10 protein-coding genes are annotated in these 20,000 nt (G+C 60.9%); 9 read left to right on the top strand and 1 reads right to left on the bottom strand.

All coding sequences use genetic code 11. The annotated features are described in order from the left end of the window. Positions 1–32: 32 nt before the first annotated feature. The 6 genes from ASF90_RS10305 to ASF90_RS10270 all read left to right on the top strand — a co-directional run bounded on the left by ASF90_RS10305 (position 33) and on the right by ASF90_RS10270 (position 12,494). Positions 33–1,715, top strand: a complete 1,683-nt coding sequence (locus tag ASF90_RS10305; RefSeq protein WP_055849280.1) for an alpha-L-fucosidase — start codon at positions 33–35, stop codon at positions 1,713–1,715. A gap of 3 nt (positions 1,716–1,718) precedes the next feature. Then, on the top strand, positions 1,719–2,786 hold the full coding sequence (locus ASF90_RS10300; protein WP_055849277.1) for a glycosyl hydrolase family 18 protein: 1,068 nt from the start codon (positions 1,719–1,721) through the stop codon (positions 2,784–2,786). Between the two features lie 268 nt (positions 2,787–3,054). Beyond that, positions 3,055–5,484: a family 20 glycosylhydrolase gene (locus ASF90_RS10290; RefSeq protein ID WP_055849271.1), complete on the top strand. Its 2,430-nt coding sequence runs from the start codon at positions 3,055–3,057 to the stop codon at positions 5,482–5,484. A gap of 21 nt (positions 5,485–5,505) precedes the next feature. Continuing rightward, complete coding sequence (locus tag ASF90_RS10285; RefSeq protein ID WP_055849267.1) at positions 5,506–8,199, top strand: glycoside hydrolase family 2 protein; 2,694 nt, start codon at positions 5,506–5,508, stop codon at positions 8,197–8,199. Between the two features lie 306 nt (positions 8,200–8,505). Then, the gene (locus tag ASF90_RS10280; protein ID WP_055849264.1) at positions 8,506–11,166 is read left to right on the top strand and encodes a glycoside hydrolase family 3 protein; all 2,661 of its coding nucleotides are present in this window, start codon (positions 8,506–8,508) and stop codon (positions 11,164–11,166) included. A 225-nt stretch (positions 11,167–11,391) separates the two neighbouring features. Further along, a protein-coding gene (locus tag ASF90_RS10270) for an IS3 family transposase (RefSeq protein WP_193553004.1) occupies positions 11,392–12,494 on the top strand; the annotation gives its coding sequence in 2 pieces (ribosomal slippage) (positions 11,392–11,650 and positions 11,650–12,494; 1,104 coding nt in all). Between the two features lie 551 nt (positions 12,495–13,045). Here the strand turns inward: ASF90_RS10270 and ASF90_RS10260 are convergent. Next, positions 13,046–13,792, bottom strand: a complete 747-nt coding sequence (locus tag ASF90_RS10260; RefSeq protein WP_055850364.1) for a glucose 1-dehydrogenase — start codon at positions 13,790–13,792, stop codon at positions 13,046–13,048. 83 nt (positions 13,793–13,875) lie between these two features. On the opposite strand from ASF90_RS10260, the gene ASF90_RS10255 reads away from it, so the two are divergent. From ASF90_RS10255 to ASF90_RS10245, 3 genes are all read left to right on the top strand, one after another. Continuing rightward, positions 13,876–14,271, top strand: a complete 396-nt coding sequence (locus tag ASF90_RS10255; RefSeq protein WP_236699239.1) for a helix-turn-helix domain-containing protein — start codon at positions 13,876–13,878, stop codon at positions 14,269–14,271. A gap of 733 nt (positions 14,272–15,004) precedes the next feature. Further along, entirely contained in the window at positions 15,005–16,384 is a 1,380-nt protein-coding gene (cycA, locus tag ASF90_RS10250) for a D-serine/D-alanine/glycine transporter (RefSeq protein ID WP_055849258.1), read from the top strand. A gap of 502 nt (positions 16,385–16,886) precedes the next feature. After that, entirely contained in the window at positions 16,887–19,553 is a 2,667-nt protein-coding gene (locus ASF90_RS10245; RefSeq protein WP_055849256.1) for a M1 family metallopeptidase, read from the top strand. The last annotated feature ends 447 nt before the right edge of the window (positions 19,554–20,000 follow it).

The following is a 20,000-nucleotide window of genomic DNA, read 5'->3' as shown; positions in this document are numbered from 1 at the left end:
ACCGACACGTTTCGCTTAGAGGAGCAGTTCCCATGACGACCGATAGCCGCATCCATGCGGCTCCATCCCGCCGCCACGCCGGAGCTGCACCCAGAACGCGAATGCTCGCGCTCGGTCTGCTGCTGGCGTTGCCTGCTGCCACGCTCAGCGCGCAATCGCCCACTGCAGCCACGGCCACCACGCTCAGCCCCGAGGTCATCGACCAGCAGTGGCTCGATGCCACCGCCAAGTACGCGCCCGAACGCGAGCGTCTGGTGCGCGAAGCCGAAGCCGGCGCGCGCAAGGGCCCGTTCCGCCCCGACTGGGCTGCGCTGAAGGCGTATCAATCGCCTGCGTGGTACGACAATGCCAAGTTCGGCATCTTCATCCATTGGGGCGTGTTCTCGGTGCCGGCGTTTGGTAGCGAGTGGTATTCGCGCAACATGTATCTGCAAGGCTCCAAGGAATTCGCCCATCACGTGGCGACCTACGGCCCGCAAGCGACCAGCGGCTACAAGGATCTGATTCCCAAGTTCACCGCGCCCAAGTTCGACCCCACTGGCTGGGCCAAACTGTTCCGGCAATCCGGCGCGCGCTACGTGGTGCCGGTGGCCGAACACCACGACGGCTTTGCGCTGTACGACTCCAAGTTGTCGGACTGGACCGCAATGAAGATGGGGCCCAAGCGCGACCTGCTGGGCGAGCTGTCCACCGCAATCCGTGCGCAAGGCCTGCACTTCGGTTTGTCGTCGCACCGCGCCGAACACAACTGGTTCTTCGACGGCGGGCGCAAGTTCGATTCGGACGTCAACGACCCGCGCTATGCAGCGCTGTACGGCCCGGCGCAGGTGCGCCTGCCGGGCAAGGACGACGGCGATGTCACCAACGACTGGACGCCGGTGTCGCAGGCCTGGCTGGACGACTGGCTGGCGCGCACCACCGAGTTGATCGATACCTATCAACCGGACCTGATCTATTTCGATTGGTGGATTGCCCACCCAACGTTCCGGCGCAGCCTGCCGACGATGCTGGCGTATTACTACAACCAGGGCGCAGCGCGCACCGAGGCCGATCGCGGCGTGGTGGTGAACTACAAGCTCGGCGCGTTTCCGGAAGGCGCCGGCACGCTGGATATCGAACGCGGCCAGCTCACCGGCATCCATCCCACGCATTGGCAGACCGATACCTCGGTCAGCAATGCCTCGTGGGGTTATATCGAAAACGACACCTATAAATCGCCCACTTTCATCATCCACATGCTGGCCGATGTGGTGGCCAAGAACGGCAACCTGATGCTCAACATCGGCCCGCGTGCCGATGGCTCGATCCCCGACACCGAGCGCGGCATCCTGCTGGCGATCGGCAAGTGGCTCAAGACCAACGGCGGCGCGATCTACGACAGCAAGCCGTGGCGCGTGTATGGCGAAGGCCCGACCGAAGTGGTGGGCGGCACCTTCCAGGACGTCAAGACCAAGCCATATACGTCCGACGATTTCCGCTTCACCACCCGCGATGGCGCACTGTATGCGATCGAGTTGGGTTGGCCGACCGATGGCGAGGCGGTGATCCGCTCACTCACGCCGGCCGATGGCGTGCGCGGGGTCACTTTGCTGGCCAACGGCAAGAAGATCCCGTTCGAACAACGCGCCGATGGCCTGCATCTGCGCCTCCCCGTAAAGCCGGTTGGCGAGAGCGCCTATGTGTTCCGCATCGACCTTTCTCCCCCTACTCCCTGACGGATGTTGTCCTCCATGAGCAAACGATTGACCTGGATGTTGCTTGCGCTGGCATTTGCCTGCGTCCCGGCCCTGGCCAAGAACCCCACGGCGTTGTTCTATCTGATGAACACGCAGAAATCGACCAACTCGTTCATTGCCAACGTCGACAAGATCGATGTGGTGGTGCCGACCTGGTATGGCGTGGATCAAAACGGCCTGGTCAACGGCACGCCCAATATGTACCTGTACGACATCGCCAAGCAGAAGAAGCTGCGGGTGATGCCGATCCTGTCGATGACCACCGGTCGCGACGGCTTCCACAAGCTGATGCATGACGAAGCGGCCAAGAAGCGCATGATCGAATCGCTGTTGATCCACGGCAAACAGCACAAGTACTACGGCTTTCAGTTCGATTTCGAGAACATCGCCTGGACCGATCGCGACGCCTACACCTTGATGGTCAAGCAGACCGCCGATGCGCTGCACAAGGCCGGTTTCAAGATGTCGGTGGCGGTGGTACCCAATGCACCGGGCCACGCCGAAGGCGGCCAGTTTTCCAAGTGGATGTGGGAATACTGGCGCGGTGCGTATGACCTGAAGGCGCTGGGCCAGGCGGCGGATCTGGTCAGCATCATGACCTACGACCAGCACACCCGCTGGACCACGCCCGGCCCGGTCGATGGCATGGTGTGGATGAAGAAGCATCTGGATTACGCAATCACCCAGGTGCCGAAAGAAAAGCTCTCGCTGGGCATCGCCACCTATGGCTACCGCTGGTTCACCGGCAACCCGGTGAAGGAAGACGGCACCGAGGCGTCGAATATTTCCGCAACCTACATCGATGCCGACGAATCCTTCCCGCTGGCGATCGAACAGAACGCTACCGTGCAGTGGGATCCGGTCGAACAGGAATCGTGGTTCTACTTCTACCGCGACGACATGCGCGAGTGGGTGTTCCGCCCGGACGCGCGCAGCTTCAAGGCACGCTACGAGATGGCCAAGCAATACGGTCTGGAAGGTTTCAGCTGCTGGGTGCTGGGCGCCGAAGACCCGAAGGTGTGGGACGAGCTGCCGACCGCGCATCGCTGATCCCTGTTGCATGCCTGGTGCACGCCGATGAAGCGTGCGCCAGTGCCTGTGTGAGTCGCTGCGGCTTTGCTACTGTGCGTGGCTGCCGCGCATCGCCATCGTCGGCATGACCGAGCGGTGGTGTCGATGCGATATGGTGTTGTTCCATTTGGCTGCGCGCATGCAACCGCGCAGCGACACGCTCTCCGCTACTTCGGGATGTGATTGCATGATGTCCAACACCAGTCGTACGCCACGCATGTTGTTGTCGAGGGCGCTGTTGTTGGACATGCCGTTAGGCAAGAAGCCGTTATCGATGCAGTTGCCGTCGCGGTTGCTTGCACTGTCGTTGGCCGCACTGGCGCTCACCGGTTGCGGCAAACGCGACGCAGCTACGGCACCGGCAGCGGTTAACGCAGGCGCGACGGCGGCGTCACCTTCCGCAACTGCGCCGCTGCCGCTGATTCCCGCACCGGTGGAGGCCAAGCGCAACGCCAGCAGTTTCAGCGTGGGCACCGGCACGGTGATCTCGATCGTGGCAGGCGACGCCGATGCGCGTCGCAGCGCCGAGTACCTTGCCGGCCTGCTCAAGCGCACACGTGGGCTTGCACTGGAAGTGCGTGCAGAAGCCACGCCCTCGCCGGCCAGCATCCGCCTGGAACGCAATGCGCAGGCAGCGGTGACGCAGAAAGAAGGCTATCGCCTGGATGTGGACGCCACCGGTATCCGCATTGCCGCGCGCGATGGTGCCGGCCTGTTTTATGGCGCAATCAGTGCCTGGCAATTGATGACCCCGGATGCGCGCAAGGGCGCGGTGGCGGTGCCCGGCGTCAGTATCCGCGACTGGCCGCGCTTTGGCTGGCGTGGTCAGCATCTGGACGTGGCCCGCCACTTCCACGACGTGGACACCGTCAAGCATGTGCTCGATGCGATGGCGGTGCACAAGCTCAATGTGCTGCATTGGCATCTCACCGATGACCAGGGCTGGCGCATCGAAATCAAGCGTTACCCCAAACTCACCGAGGTTGGTGCTTGGCGCACGCCGCCGGGTGCCGGCAGACACGGCACACCGGAGCGCTCCGGCGGCTTTTACACGCAAGAGCAGATCAGCGAAATCGTCGCGTATGCGGCGCGCCTGCACATCACCGTGCTGCCCGAGCTGGACATGCCCGGCCATGCGCAGGCGGCGGTTGCCGCCTACCCGGAAGAGGTGGGCGTCCCCGGCGTGCGCACCCAGGTGGGCGTGGACTGGGGCGTCAACCCGTATCTGTTCAACACCAGCGAACGCAGCCTCACCTTCATCACCAATGTGCTGGACGAGGTGCTGACGCTGTTCCCGTCCACCTATATCCACATCGGTGGCGATGAGGCGGTCAAGGATCAATGGGAAGCCTCGCCGGCCGTTCGCGCACAGATGCGCAAGCTGGGCGTCAAGGATGCCCATGCCATGCAAGGCTGGTTCAACGAACAGCTTGCGACCTACCTCACCAAGCACGGCCGGCGCATGATCGGCTGGGACGAGATTCTGGAAGGCGGCGTGCCGGCCAGTGCGTCGGTGATGTCGTGGCGTGGCGTCGAAGGTGCGGTCACCGCCGCCAGACAGGGACACGATGTGGTGCTGGCACCGGGCGACTGGCTGTACCTGGATAACCTGCAGACCACGCGTAGCGACGAGCCCAACGGTCGCCTGACGGTGCTGCCGTTGTCGAAGGTGTACGCGTTCGATCCGGTCCCGAGCGACCTCACCACCGAGCAGGCCAGGCATGTGTTGGGCGCACAAGGCGCGTTGTGGTCCGAATACATCCCCTCGCGCTGGCATATTGATCACGCGCTGTTCCCGCGTCTGGCGGCGGTAGCGGAGATGACCTGGTCGCCGCCGAGCGCACGCGAGTGGAAAAACTTTCTGGCGCGGTTGCCGGCGCAGTTGCAGCGCTACAAGGCACTGGACATCGCCTACAGCGACGGTGCGTTTGCTGCCGATATCGCGCTGGAAAACGGCCCCAACCCGGTGCTCTCCGGCAGCCCGGCCAAGGTAGCGTTGAGCACGCAGACTGGCGCAGGCGCACTGCATTACACCGTGGACGGCAGCGACCCTAGCCCCACATCGCCACGCTATGAGGCACCGTTTGCGATCAACCTGCCGACCACGGTCAAGGCCACCGCATTCACCGCCGACGGCGCGCCGCTGGCCGCCACGCGCAGCCGCACCTTCGACCGTGCATCGCTGTTGCGCGTGGACACGCAAGGCCTGCGCGATTGCGTGGAGACTGGCGCGCTCGGCCTGCGCCTGCCATTGCTGCCGGAGATGACCGGCGCCGATACGCCGGTTTACAACGTCGATCTGTTTCATGCCTGCCGGCTGTATCCGCAGGCACGCCTGGATGGCATCGGCGCGATCCGCATCGAGGCCGCGCGCCTGCCCAACAACTTCGGCCTGGCGCACGAGCAATCCAAGGTGGTGCAGTACCCGGCCAAGACCCGCGGCGGCGAGCTGGAAGTGCGCCAGGGTTGCGACGGCGAACTGATCGCCAGCGTGCAACTGCCCAAGAGCGACACCCTGGGCGAACAATTCACCCTGGAAACGCCGCTGCCTGCACGCACCGGCACCCACGATCTGTGCCTGCGCGTCACTGCGCCGATTCGCGGCCCGTTGTATGCCATCGGCGCCGTCCAACTGATTGAAACCACCGCGCAGGCGCCCCCCGCCGCCACGCGCTGATCCATCCAAGGAGACTCACCCATGCCCCTGTCGCACCGCACTGCCCCCGCACTGTCCCTGCTCACCCCCGCCCGGCTCGGGCTTGCCCTGACCTTTGCACTTTCGCAGGCCTGGGCGGCACCGCCTACGGCAGTGACCCTGGACAGCGGCTGGCAGGTGCGCCTGGTGCCGGGGCAGGAACAGGCCAAGACCTATCCCAAGGCGGCCAGCTGGATGCCGGCGCAGGTGCCGGGCGTGGTGCAGACCGATCTGATCGCCGCCAAGGTGGTGCCGGACCCGTTCCTGCGCGACAACGAGGGCAAGATCCAGTGGGCGGGCTTAAGCGATTGGCAATACCAGACCCGCTTCAACGTGGATGCGGCCACGCTCAAGCGCGCGCATGTGGAGCTGGTGTTCGATGGCCTGGACACGCTGGCCGAGGTCACCCTCAACGGCAAGAAGCTGCTCAGCGCCGACAACATGTTCCGGCAGTGGCGCGTGGACGCCAAATCGCTGCTCAAGCGCGGCGACAACGTGCTGGAAATCACCTTCTTCTCGCCGATCAAGAAGATTCAGCCCTGGCTGGCAAAGCAGCCGTATGCGCTGCCGGGCGCCTACGATTCGGCGTTCGGCGACGAGCCGGATGGACGCCACAGTTCCACCTACGTGCGCAAGGCGCCGTATAGCTACGGCTGGGACTGGGGCCCGCGCATGGTCAATGCCGGCATCTGGAAAGATGTGCGCGTGGAAGCATGGGATGCCGTGCGCGTGGACGGCTTGCATATCGACCAGCAGCGCGTGGACGCTGACAGCGCGCAATTGCAGGCGCAACTGGAACTGCAGGCTGGCCGCAGCGGGCCGGTGCAGGTAACGCTGGATGTACTGGGTCCGGATGGACAAAAGGTCGGCCAGTTCACCCAAGACGCGGTGATCGACCCGGGCCAGAACCGCATCGATCTCGCAGTTCGGATTGCCAAGCCCAAGCGTTGGTTTCCGGCCGGCTACGGCGCGCAGGACCGCTACACCTTCGTGGCCACCGTGCGCGATGCCGATGGCGACAGCCAGCAGATCAAGCGCGTCACCGGCCTGCGTTCGGTGGAGTTGCGCCGCGAAAAAGACAAGTGGGGCAAGAGCATGGAGATCGTGATCAACGGCATCCCGATCTTCGCCAAGGGCGCCAACCTGATCCCGCTGGATGCGTTCCCCTCGCGCGTCAGCCAGGAGCGCATGCGCAGCACCTTGCAGGATGCGCGCGATGCCAACATGAACATGCTGCGCATGTGGGGTGGCGGGCATTACCAGGACGATCACTTCTACGAGGTGGCCGACGAGCTGGGCATCATGATCTGGCAGGACTTCATGTTCGGTGGCGCGGTGCCGCCGTACGACGTGGAGTTCCGCGAGAACACGCGGCAGGAGGCGATCGAACAGGTCAAGCGCCTGCGCGACCATCCCAGCATCGTGTTGTGGTGCGGCAACAACGAAGTGCAGACCGGCTGGGAAAACTGGGGCGATCGGGTCAAGTTCAAGCAGTCGGTGGACCCGGAAGAACGCACCCGCATCGAGCGCGGCATGACCACGCTGTTCGGCACCGTGTTCCGCGAAGTGGTGGCCACCTACGATAGCGACGTGCCGTATTGGGCCACCTCGCCGGGCACCGATTTCGACGGCGGTGCCGACCAGGCCAACGATGGCGACATGCATTATTGGAAAGTGTGGGGCGGCCCGGCCCTGCCGGTGACCGAATACCTCAACGTCACCCCGCGTTTCATGTCCGAATACGGCCTGCAGTCGTTCCCGGACATGCGCACCTTGCGTGTGTTTGCCGATGCCGCGGACATGGACCCGGAATCGCCGGTGATGCGCGCGCATCAGAAGTTTGACAAGGGTAATGGCAACAAGCGGCTGATGCTGTACATCCGCCGCGAGTTCGGCGAGCCCAAGGACTTCGAAAGCTTCGTGTATCTGAGCCAGTTGATGCAGGCCGAAGGCATCAACCTGGCCGCCTCGCATCTGCGCGCCTCGCGTCCGCAATCGATGGGCTCGCTGTATTGGCAGCTCAACGATGTGTGGCCGGGTGCGTCGTGGTCCAGCGTGGATTACTACGGCCGCTGGAAGGCGCTGCAATACCACGCGCGCCGCTTCTATGCGCCGGAGATGATCGCCGCGCTGCGTAACGACAAGGGCCAGACCCAGGTGTCGCTGGTGTCGGACCGCACCACCGGCCTGGATGCACGCTGGCGCATGCGGGTGATGAGTATGGACGGCAAGGTGCTGAGCAAGCGCGAGCAAAAGGCCAGCGTCAAACCACTGAGCAGCCTGCAGGTGGGCAACTTCAGCGATGCGCAATTGCTGGGCAAGGCCGACCCGAAGCGCAGCTATGCGGTGTTCGAGTTGTTCGATGGCGAGAAGCTGTTGTCGCGCGAAGTGGTGTTCTTCGCGCCGGCCAAGCAACTGGCGTTGCCGACCGCCAAGATCGACAGCCAATGGCGCGCCGATGGCGATGGCTACGCGCTGACCTTGCGCAGCGACACGCTGGCGCGCGAGTTGTGGTTGTCGTTCGGCGATCTGGACGTGAACGTGGCCGACAACGCCTTCGACCTGTTGCCGGGCGAGCCGCTGACGGTGCACGTGTCCAGCAAGCTGCCGCTGGCGCAGGTGCAGGCCGCGCTGCAGTTGCGCGACCTGGCCAGCACGCTGGCCGGCGCGCCGCCGGAGCCGGCCGAAGCGAAGTGATGCGGCCCTCATCCGCCCTGCGGGCACCTTCTCCCGCAGGGCGGGAGAAGGAACGTATGGCGATTGCAGGGCGATCAACTGCAGGACGATCAACAGAACGAGTGGATCGCGTTTCCCATTGGCACCCGAACACCTTGCCACCCGAACACCGAGAGCATCTCCTTCTCCCGCCTGCGGGAGAAGGTGCCCCGCAGGGGCGGATGAGGGCAACGCTGTCCGTAAAAAAGTAATCCCCCTTGTTGCCCCCGCCTCAATAACAAAAACAAAAGACGCATGGCCGCAGCGCCACTGCGCAGGAGTGCATTGATGTCATCCGTGTTTGTATCGCCCCTTGCCATTGCGCTGGGCCTGAGCCTTGGGCTGCCGTGCATCGCGCACGCTGCCACCGCCGACCGCAGCAGCAGCCCCGAACAACGCGCAGCCGCACTGGTGGCGCAGATGAGCCGCGACGAAAAAGTGGCGCAGGCCATGAACGATGCGCCGGCCATTCCGCGCCTGGGCATCCCCGCCTACGAATGGTGGAGCGAAGGCCTGCACGGCATCGCGCGCAATGGCTATGCCACGGTATTTCCGCAGGCAATCGGCCTGGCCGCCAGTTGGAACACTGCCCTGATGCAGCAGGTGGGCACCGTGGTGTCCACCGAGGCGCGCGCCAAGTTCAATCTGGCCGGCGGCCCCGGCAAGGACCACCCCCGTTACGCGGGGCTGACCATCTGGTCGCCCAACATCAATATCTTCCGCGACCCACGCTGGGGCCGTGGCATGGAAACCTACGGCGAGGATCCCTTCCTCACCGGGCAGCTGGCAGTGGGCTTCATTCGCGGCCTGCAGGGCGATGATCTGAACCATCCGCGCACCATCGCCACGCCCAAGCACATTGCCGTGCACAGCGGCCCGGAACCGGGCCGGCATGGTTTCGATGTGGACGTGTCGCCGCGCGATGTCGAAGCGACCTATACCCCCGCCTTCCGCGCGGCACTGGTCGATGGACAGGCCTGGTCGGTGATGTGCGCCTACAACTCCCTGCATGGCACACCGGCCTGCGCGGCCGACTGGTTGCTCAATGGCCGCGTGCGTGGCGATTGGGGCTTCAAGGGTTTTGTGGTGTCCGACTGCGATGCGGTGGACGACATGACCCAGTTCCATTACTTCCGCCCGGACAATGCCGGCTCGTCGGCCGCATCGCTCAAGGCCGGCCACGACCTCAATTGCGGGCATGCGTATCGCGCACTGGGCACCGCCATCGAACGTGGCGAAGTCGACGAAGCGCTGCTGGATCAATCGCTGGTACGCCTGTTTGCCGCGCGCTATCGGCTGGGCGAACTTGAGGCACCGCGCAAGGACCCGTATGCGCGTCTGGGCGCCAAGGACATCGACAACACCGCCAACCGCGCACTGGCCTTGCAGGCCGCTGCCGAATCGATCGTGCTGCTGAAGAACAACGCCAATACCTTGCCGTTGAAAGCCGGCACGCGGCTGGCGGTGATCGGCCCCAATGCCGATGCGTTGGCCGCACTGGAAGCCAACTATCAGGGCACTTCCTCCACACCGATCACCCCGCTGCTCGGCCTGCGCCAGCACTTCGGTGCGCAGCAGGTGCGCTACGCGCAAGGCGCGCCGCTGGCCGCCGGTGTGCCGGGCATGATTCCGGAAACCGCGTTGCGCAGCGACGGCAAGCCGGGATTGCGCGGCGAATATTTCGACAATGTCGATCTGGACGGTAGCCCACGCGTAGTGCGGCAAGACCGCACCATCAGCTTCAACTGGGATCAGGTCAGCCCGGCCAAGGGCGTGCCGGCCAATCGCTACGCGGTGCGCTGGAGCGGCGAGCTGTTGCCGCCGGGCACCGGCGATTACACATTGGCGGTGCGCGTGGCGCGCTGCTTCGATTGCGCCGGGCATGACCCGGTGCGGCTCTACATCGACGACAAGCTGGTGGTCGCCGGCAACGCCGAAGACAAGCACGTGCCGGCCGGCATGCACAACGCCGATGGCCGCAGTGTGGAAACCGTGCTGCATTTCGACGACACCCGCCCGCGCAAGATCCGTCTGGAAATGGAGCATCGCGGCCAGGACCAGGGCCTGCGCCTGGAGTGGCTGGCACCGGCCGCCGCGCAACTGGCCGAGGCCGAACAGGCGGTGGCGCAGTCCGATGCGGTCGTGGCCTTCGTCGGCCTGTCGCCGGATGTGGAAGGCGAGGAACTGCGCATCGACGTGCCCGGCTTCGACGGTGGCGATCGCAACGACATCGCCCTGCCCGCCCCACAGCAAGCCTTGCTGGAACGCGCCAAAGCCTCCGGCAAACCGCTGGTGGTGGTGTTGATGAGCGGCAGCGCGGTGGCGCTGAACTGGGCCAAGGCCAACGCCGACGCCATCGTGGCGGCATGGTATCCCGGCCAGTCCGGCGGCACCGCCATCGCGCGCGCACTCGCCGGCGACGACAACCCCGGCGGGCGCCTGCCGGTGACGTTCTACCGCTCCACCAAGGACCTGCCGCCGTACGTCAGCTACGACATGAAGGGCCGCACCTACCGCTACTTTAAGGGCGAGCCGCTGTTTCCGTTCGGCTATGGGCTGAGCTATACGAGTTTTGCCTACGACGCGCCGCGCCTGTCCACCAGCACGCTGCAAGCCGGCAGCACGCTGCAGGTGACCACCACGGTGCGCAATACCGGCAGCCGCGCTGGCGATGAAGTGGCGCAGGTATATCTGCAGTATCCGGACCGCCCGCAATCGCCGCTGCGCAGCCTGGTCGGTTTTCAGCGCGTCCACCTCGCGCCCGGCGAACAACGCGAACTCACCTTTTCGCTGGATGCGCGTGCACTGAGCGATGTGGACCGCAGCGGCCAGCGCGCGGTGGAAGCCGGCGATTACCGCGTATTTGTCGGTGGTGGCCAGCCGGGGACCGGCGCAGCGGGTGAGGCGGCGGTATTGTCGATTTCGGGGCGCTCGCCGTTGCCGAAGTAAGAGTTACTAACGGGTTTACCCTGGCTATCACGGACCTTACAAGAAAGCCGATCGAGGCCCTGATGATTGCTCATGTCCGAGCGAAGGAAGTTCAAAGCGGAGTTCAAGCGTGGTGCGGTTGCGCAAGCCATTCAACCCGGCGTCAGTTGTGTCCAGGTCGACGCCCCCCGATTTTGAGTAGCGCCCCAGTTTGGAGTCCAATTTCCTATCCCGAGGAGATTGGACGTGAAGAAGCGTTTTTCCGAAGAGCAGATCATTGGCTTCCTGCGCGAAGCTGAAGCGAGCGTGGCCATCAAGGACCTTTGCCGGCGGAATGGCTTCAGCGAGGCCTCCTATTACCTATGGCGCAGCAAGTTCGGCGGCATGAGTGTGCCCGATGCCAAGCGGCTCAAGGACCTTGAGGCCGAGAACACGCGACTGAAGAAGTTGCTAGCCGAGCAGCTATTCGAGAACGACCTGATCAAGGATGCACTGCGAAAAAAGTGGTGAGCGCACCGGCACGTCGTACGCTGGTGCGCGAGTGGATCGATCGTGGTGCTAGCGAGCGTCATGCGTTGGCAGTGATCGGCATGAGCGCCAGTGCACTGCGTTATCGCCAGCGCGAAGATCGCAACGTCGAACTGCGCGAACGCATCGGTGCGTTGGCGCATCACCATCGCCGTTATGGCGTGGAAATGATCTATCTCAAACTGCGACAGGAGGGACGCCTCGTGAACTACAAACGCGTGGAGCGGTTGTACCGCGAGCAGCAGCTACAAGTCCGTTGCCGCAAGCGGAAAAAAGTACCGGTGGGTGAGCGCCAGCCGCTGCTTCGGCCGGCGCGGGCCAACCAGGTGTGGTCGATGGATTTCGTCTTCGACCGCACCGCCGAAGGCCGGGTGATCAAGTGTCTGGTGATCGTAGACGACGCGACACACGAAGCAGTGACCATTGAGGTGGAGCGTGCAATCTCGGGCCATGGTGTGACGCGGGTGCTGGACCGGCTGGCCCTCAGTCGTGGCTTGCCTCAGGTCATCCGTACCGACAACGGCAAGGAGTTTTGCGGCAATGCCATAGTCGTCTGGGCGCATGCCCGTGGCGTGCAGTTGCGACTGATCCAACCAGGCAAACCGAACCAGAACGCCTACGTCGAATCCTTCAACGGCCGGCTACGCGACGAATGCCTCAACGAACACTGGTTCCCAACACTGCTGCATGCGCGCACCGAGATCGAACGCTGGCGACGCGAATACAACGAGGAACGACCCAAGAAGGCAATCGGCGGCATGACGCCGGCTACTTATGCCCAACACTTAGCAAACACCCATATCATCAACTCTGGACTCTAAATCCGACCGCTATTCACGGCGGGGGACGTCGAGCCCTCAAAATTCTTGACCTGCTGTAGGTACGCATCGGCTTGTTTGCGAGCTTTCGACAGAGTGACCTCGAACCCTGAAGGATCTGGGTACACGGCCATGATGGATTGGTCCCGGAACCATTGCAGCGAGAAGTCGACATCTTTGTCCGCCATGGCAGCCCATCCCTGATAAGCGGTGCTCGACTGTGGGGCCTGTTGCGCGCTAGCAGGGGAAAGCATCTCGGACCCGAGCACCAAGGCGGCGCAGAAGACAGAAAGTACGCGGCTCGAAGACGGGCGGTGCTTTGGAACGGATGCCATTAGATGAGAGCCTTGATAGATCAGGTAGGTCAGGCAGGATCCATGCCAAGCTCTTCCGCGACAGATGTTATCCCTACTGGTCGCACGGTGTCCGCGGACGTCCGAGGGGTGTCCGCCTGTCCGCAGGTAGACGCGCCACAACAGTTCCGCATACTTATTGAGGAAAGTCTCGCGCCTTTTGCAGCCGGCCGGGTCAGGCCAGCTGCATGAAGGCATTGGTCAGCGTAATCCGCCGGTGACCAGGATCTCCTCACCGGTCACGAATCGGGCATCGTCAGATGCAAGGAACGTCACCACGCTTGCGATGTCTTCCGGCTGGCCTGCACGTCCAAGGGGCGTCTGCGCCACGATGCCACTTGCCATTTCCGAACCGACGATGCCGGCAGTGATCGTTCCTTCAGTGATTACAAATCCTGGGCTGACGACGTTGACCCGAATCTTGCGGGGGGCAAGTTCCTTGGCTAACACACCAGAAACTGCGTTCACGGCCGCCTTGCTAGCGGTGTACAGCGATGTACCTGGCGATCGCAAGGTGGTGATTGAGGAGGAGATGTTGACGATGCTGCCTTCATCTTGAAGATGCTTGATGGCGGCCTGTGTGGTCATGACCATGCCTAGAACATTAACGTCGAATAGGCGACGGTACTGATCCTCTGTGACGTGCTCTACCGCTCCCACATCCCAGACCCCAGTGTTGTTTACCAGTATGTCGAGACGCCCGAACTGCGTCACCGCAGATTCAATAAGTGCCTGTGCTTCGATGGCGATGGAGATGTCTGCCCGGACTGCAAACGCATTGCCGCCTGCTGCGGAGATAGCCTCAACCACGGCATCTGCTCCCGCCTTGCTCGACGCGTAGTTGACCACTACTGATGCGCCTTCTGCCGCCAACGCCTTTGCGATGCCAGCGCCGATCCCCTTTGAGGACCCCGTCACCACTGCCACCCTACCTGCCAGCTTCTTCATGTTGCTATCCTCGGTTGTTACTTTTGACATCGACATTGACCAGAGCTGCAGAACGCACACCATAGTCCCGTAGTTCGGATATTATGAACTATGGCCACCAAGGTCAAGCGCTGCAGAAAATCACCATGAGACCCTTACTTCATCCTGCTATCGAAGACGTTCGACCCGCCGCGATTCTCCATGCGCTGTCGGACCCCAACCGTGCGGCGATCCTTGCCAAGATCCTCACTGACGGCCATGTCGAGGCGTGTGCTTCTGTCGCCGAGCTGGGCGATCGCGTGATTCCGAAATCATCGCTGTCGAATCATTTCAAGATCTTGCGCGAGGCTGGACTGATCCGCAGCGAGCGTCACGGTGTTGAGATGCGGAACCATTCGAGATTTCCAGAAATCAACGCCCGCTTCCCAGGGCTGGTAGCAGCGATCATCAACGCCTATGCATCGGACAACGCAGATGGCGCGCCTAACTTGAAATCGTAGGTCAAGATCCTACGCTGCGTGAACCAGCCGCTGGTCAGCGACCGCGAGCGGCGGCTGGTACGCATACTGGAGTGGAACAATATCAGCCTAGCCAGTTCGTGCATTCATTATCAGTCTCACTCCTACACACGGCCTTACCAGCCCCGGAGAAGCCAGCGATCTGCAGCGCTTCAGTGAGCAGCTGCAACTGATATCAAGCATTGAACAGCAACACGGCGGGCGCAGTCTTTTAAACGCTCCCTAACCCCGATAAACATAGATGTGTCCACTTCAAGTGCGAGCGTTCGTCGCGCTCGTTGCGGACAAGATTGGCATGCATCGCGCCATCGCTCCGGACGCAGGTCTGCGGCGGCGGCTCGGCCCACTCTGCCACGCAGGACAGCACAGGCATAAGAAGGTTACTCAGTGTTTCGAACGAAATTCATCTCAACCGTGGGCTTCCTGGTCGGCACGTGCCAGCCCAGGCCATTATTTCAACGCCAAGCGATAAATGGTTAAGACGAATCGAGCTCGCCAGTAAAATTTGCACGCCAAATCATTAGTCAATCATTATCCAATATGCAGTCACGTATTTTTTTACGAAGCTCTCATGTAGCAGTGACGATTATAAATTTTATTGCGCTTCCAATAATCTTGAAACATTCGCTTCGCGGTTTCAATTTGCGTTACTAGGCAACAATATGATCAACGAAGATGTACGTTAGCCAGCTCATTAGTCGCCGGTCCGCTCCCCATGTCTGACCCATCCGCGCCCGATCATCTACAGCGCAGTCTTTCCAACCGCCACTTGCAGCTAATCGCCATTGGCGGGGCAATCGGCACCGGCTTGTTCATGGGTTCGGGCAAGACGATCAGCTTGGCTGGGCCTTCAATCCTGTTCGTCTACCTGATCATCGGCGCAATGCTGTTCTTTGTTATGCGTGCCATGGGCGAGCTGCTGTTGTCCAACCTCGAATATAAGTCGTTCATCGACTTTTCCACAGATTTGCTTGGCCCATGGGCGGGCTTCTTCTGTGGATGGACCTATTGGTTCTGCTGGATCATCACCGCCATTGCGGATGTCATCGCGATCGCTGCTTACGCACAGTTCTGGTTTCCGGACCTAGCGCCGTGGATTCCAGCGGTGATTTGTGTATTACTCTTGCTTGCGTTGAACCTGGTGACAGTGAAGCTCTTCGGCGAGCTAGAGTTCTGGTTCGCACTAGTTAAGATCATCGCCATCTGCGCATTAATCATTACTGGCGCGGGGCTGGTGATGTGGGGGTTCCGTTCGCCTTCCGGCAACCTGGCATCGCTGTCCAATCTGTGGAATGACAGCGGCATGTTCCCAATGGGAATTGGCGGGTTCTTCGCCGGATTCCAGATCGCAGTGTTCGCCTTTGTCGGCATCGAGCTGGTCGGCACCACTGCTGCAGAAACCGCCGACCCGCATCGCAACCTGCCTAAAGCGATCAATTCAATCCCTGTCCGAATTCTGATTTTCTATGTGCTTGCCCTGATCGCTATCATGGCCGTGACGCCCTGGCGGCAGGTAGTGGCCGGCAAAAGTCCGTTCGTGGAGCTATTCGTACTTGCCGGAATACCAGCGGCGGCAAGTCTGATTAATTTTGTAGTGCTCACCTCCGCCACCTCGTCGGCTAACAGCGGTCTATTTTCGACCAGTCGCATGCTTTACGGCCTTGCCGAAGAGCAAAATGCACCAAAGGGATTTGCGAAGCTCTCTCGTGCAGCAGTGCCAGCACGCGGCTTGCTGTTCTCCTGCGTTTGCTTGTTGTTGGGCGCCATGCTGGTGTACCTAATCCCCAACCTAATCACCGCCTTTACTCTGGTCACGACATTGTCGGCGGTGCTCTTCATGTTCGTGTGGTCGTTGATTCTGTGCGCTTACATCGCCTATAGGCGCAAGCGCCCGGAGCTACACGCAGTGTCAGCTTTCAAGATGCCCGGCGGTGTGCTGATGTGCTACGTATGCCTCGCGTTCTTCGCCTTCGTAATTGTCTTACTGACCTTACAGACCGACACACGCCAGGCGCTGTTGGCCAGCCCGATGTGGTTCCTGATACTGGCCGTCAGTTATCTAGCCAAATCGCGCAGCGCAAGCGAAAAGAAATGATAAATTCATCAATAAACGCAAGTATTCCTACCAAGGAGAGAGCACGCCTGCCGATTAGCATGAATTTCATTAATTTGTTTTGAAGAAGCCGCATTTTCATAAAATGCCTTTATTGGCTCCGCGCTTAACAAGCGCGGAGCTCTTATTTTTTCGTTGAATTCCCAATATATGCCTTGAATGAAATGGCATTCGGCGACCTAATGATACCCTCAGCCCCATAAGGAAAACTAATTTTGCGGCATTTTTTCCACACAAAGCAAAAATGGCTTGCGATTTCTTGCAAACACAGTCATGTCAAAATATAAATAATGAAACTTATTGAGGATGAGTTATTAAGTCCTGCGGATCGATGGCGTCTAGCCATTCAGCGGCTCCTGCGTCTTGCGGGCTTGAACTACGCTCCCGCGCATAGTATTTCGCACCCTACAATAATTTTCTAATATTTTTTTAATAACTTTAGATATAAGCCAAACATCGCGTCCACCTCTCCAAGGCAATCACTGTGCGATACATCCTGCAAGCTGCCATCACGTTGACTTTGATCAGTACTTCCCTGCCTTCCTTGGCTCAAGGGGGGGCTGCTGCCCAACGCAGATCAAGCTCGCCGGTGAGCACGGTTACGACCCAGTTGCCCCGTTCCGCTAGGCCCACGCATTACGCGGTAGAGATAACGCCGCATGCCGATACACTTACCTTTGATGGCAAGGTGACCATTGACGTCGTCGTGCTGCAACCCACTGACAGCATCACGCTACATTCGGCCAAGCTCACCTTTGTCAACGCCACGCTCACCCAGCGCAAGCGTGGCACGCCGCAGCCAGCCATGGTCAGCGCCAATGATGAGGAACAGACTGCCAGCTTCACTTTTGAAAAGTCGCTGGCGCCCGGTAACTACGTGCTATCCATCGCCTATAGCGGGGTGATAAACACCCAATCCAACGGACTGTTTGCTGCTGATTACCCGACACCGCAGGGCCCACGGCGTGCATTGCTTACTCAGTTTGAGGCGGCCAATGCGCGCAACTTCATTCCCTCCTGGGACGAGCCCAACTTCAAGGCCACCTTTGATCTGGCTGTGAATGTACCGGCCGCGCAAATGGCGATCAGCAACCTATCGGTGGCCAAGTCCACCGCGATCGCCGGCGGATTGAAGCGGGTGGTGTTCCAGCGCACGCCCCCTATGTCCACGTATCTACTGTTCCTGGGTGTTGGCGATTTTGAGCGCGCCACGATCAAGGCCGAGAATGGCACCGAGATCGGCGTGGTGGCCCAGACCGGCAAGCTGGGTCAGGCGCAGTTTGCGCTGGAGTCGTCGCGCAACCTTCTGCATGAATACAACGCATATTTCGGCGAGCCTTACCCGTTGCCAAAGCTAGACAACATTGCCGCACCGGCACGCTACAACGCAGCTATGGAGAACTGGGGCGCCATTCTCAGTGCCGAAGCTTATCTGTTGCTGGATCCGGCAGTGGCTGGCATTGACGACAGGCAACGTGCCTTCGGCGTGGCCGCGCATGAAATCGCGCATCAGTGGTTTGGCAACCTAGTCACCATGGCCTGGTGGGACGACCTGTGGCTCAACGAGGGCTTTGCCAACTGGATGGGAGCGCGTACGACGCAGAAGCTGCACCCGGAGTGGGACAGCAACAACATGTTTCCAGCTCTGCGTAGCCGCAGTGCTATGCAGGGCGACGCATCTGCCACCACTCACCCGGTGGTGCAGCACGTGACCACGGTGGAGCAAGCCGATCAGGCGTTCGACCAGATCACCTACAACAAGGGTGAAGCGATCATTGCGATGCTGGAAGATTACCTTGGTGCCGAGCAATGGCGCGATGGTGTCCGGCGCTACATCCGCCAGCATCGCTACGGCAACACCACCACCGATGACCTTTGGCAGCAATTCGATGCCGTAGCGCCAGGCAAGCAATTCACTCACGTGGCGCATGACTTCACCCTGCAACCGGGCGTGCCCTTGATCAAGGTGCGCACCACCTGCACTGTGGGCAGCACCACGGTTGATCTGGAGCAGGGCGAGTACACGCTGGATCGCCCGAACAAGACGCCGCTGCGCTGGCGCGTACCGGTGGCTGTACGCGGTGCCAGTGGCACGCTCACGCGTGTGCTGGTGGACGGCACCGCGCAACTACAATTGCCTGGGTGCGGTGGGCCTGTTGTGGTTAATGCCGGGCAAAACGGCTACTTCCGCACGCTTTATTCGCCCGCTGATTTCAAGGTGCTGCGCACAGGTTTCTCCACATTGCCGGTCGTGGATCAGATGGGCGCACTGATGGACACCAGTGCGCTTGCCACCAACGCCCTGCAACCGGAGGCCGACCTGCTCGATCTCACCACCAGCGTGGCATCCACGGCACCACCAGACGTGTGGCAGGTGGTGGCCGAGCTGTTCGACGGAATCGACACGGTATTCGATGGCGCGCCCAAAGAGCAGGCCGCATGGCGTAGCTACGCGGCGTCGCGGTTGACGCCAGCTTTTGGCAACCTGGGCTGGGACAGCCGCGTCAACGAGCGCAGCCAGGTGAAGCTAGCGCGCGCGCAATTGCTCAGCGCGCTGGGCGCCATGGGCGAGCCTGCCATCGTCGCAGAAGCGCGGCGCCGCTTTGTCGCGTTTGAATCCGATCCCGATGCATTGCCGCCTGATCTGCGTAAGAGTGTGTTGGACATCGTGTCCCGCCATGCCGACGCCGCCACATGGGATCGTCTACACGTTCTGGCCAAGGCACAGACCAGCAACACGCTGCGTACGCAGTACTACGTGCTGCTTGCGAATACGCAAGATGCTGCGCTGGCACAACGTGCACTTGACCTAGGCATGACCAGCGAGCCTGGCGGCAACATCGGCATGCGCATGATTTCGCAGGTGGCACGCCAGCACCCGGACCTGGCGTTTGACTTCGCAGTCGCGCATCGCGAACAAGTAGACACACTGATCGGCGCAACCTCCCCCAGCGGCTTCTACACGCGCCTGGTTGCCACCTCGGCCAACCGGCAGACCGCCGACAAGGTCAAGGTGTACGCAGACCACTATCTTGAGCCAGACGCACGCAGCAATGCAGAAAAAGCCATCGCCGCCATTCAAACGCGCGTCACGCTGAGAGAGCGACGGGTTCCGGAAATTGAAGCTTGGCTGAGAGGGCGTAAAGAGTGAGTGCATTTACAGATGCATCGTTCTGTTGCTGCTCGCCCCATGCCCTCAGTCCAAATCAAGTGGGGCTGAGGCTGGTTGATGGACTAAAGAGCGATCTAGCGCTTCACCCTTTGTTTCCATTTACATTCAATTAAAATCGTCTAAAAAAATATCTATTCAACGCAAATTACGAGTCACCCACCTTAACGACAACGCACAATTAGTCCGGAAAAATGCTATCAATAGCATGTATTGCTTTTGGTAGTGCAGCTCTTTATTGCTAGCGCAATCTTTTATTAAAAATCAACAGGCCTGATACAAAAATCATGGATTCATATAGAAAATACTTGAATTATTCAGGCGTGATTTGTCGAGCGCAGTTTTTTTACTAGGTCGCGCCTGCCCAATGCTCCAATGATCTCAACAACATGGCGCGGCATCAATCCACAGCAAAACAGGCTTAGCTCG

This window comes from Xanthomonas sp. Leaf148, assembly GCF_001423585.1.
Taxonomy (GTDB): Bacteria; Pseudomonadota; Gammaproteobacteria; order Xanthomonadales; family Xanthomonadaceae; genus Xanthomonas.
This window is presented reverse-complemented; position numbering and strand designations above follow the sequence as displayed.

What these genes read in the sequence shown, in the direction of transcription:
- ASF90_RS10305 (WP_055849280.1), top strand. Translation starts at nt 33, where the DNA reads ATGACGACCGATAGCCGCATCCATGCGGCTCCATCCCGCCGCCACGCC.
- ASF90_RS10300 (WP_055849277.1), top strand. Translation starts at nt 1,719, where the DNA reads ATGTTGTCCTCCATGAGCAAACGATTGACCTGGATGTTGCTTGCGCTG.
- ASF90_RS10290 (WP_055849271.1), top strand. Translation starts at nt 3,055, where the DNA reads ATGCCGTTAGGCAAGAAGCCGTTATCGATGCAGTTGCCGTCGCGGTTG.
- ASF90_RS10285 (WP_055849267.1), top strand. Translation starts at nt 5,506, where the DNA reads ATGCCCCTGTCGCACCGCACTGCCCCCGCACTGTCCCTGCTCACCCCC.
- ASF90_RS10280 (WP_055849264.1), top strand. Translation starts at nt 8,506, where the DNA reads ATGTCATCCGTGTTTGTATCGCCCCTTGCCATTGCGCTGGGCCTGAGC.
- ASF90_RS10260 (WP_055850364.1), bottom strand. Translation starts at nt 13,792, where the DNA reads ATGAAGAAGCTGGCAGGTAGGGTGGCAGTGGTGACGGGGTCCTCAAAG.
- ASF90_RS10255 (WP_236699239.1), top strand. Translation starts at nt 13,876, where the DNA reads ATGAACTATGGCCACCAAGGTCAAGCGCTGCAGAAAATCACCATGAGA.
- cycA (WP_055849258.1), top strand. Translation starts at nt 15,005, where the DNA reads ATGTCTGACCCATCCGCGCCCGATCATCTACAGCGCAGTCTTTCCAAC.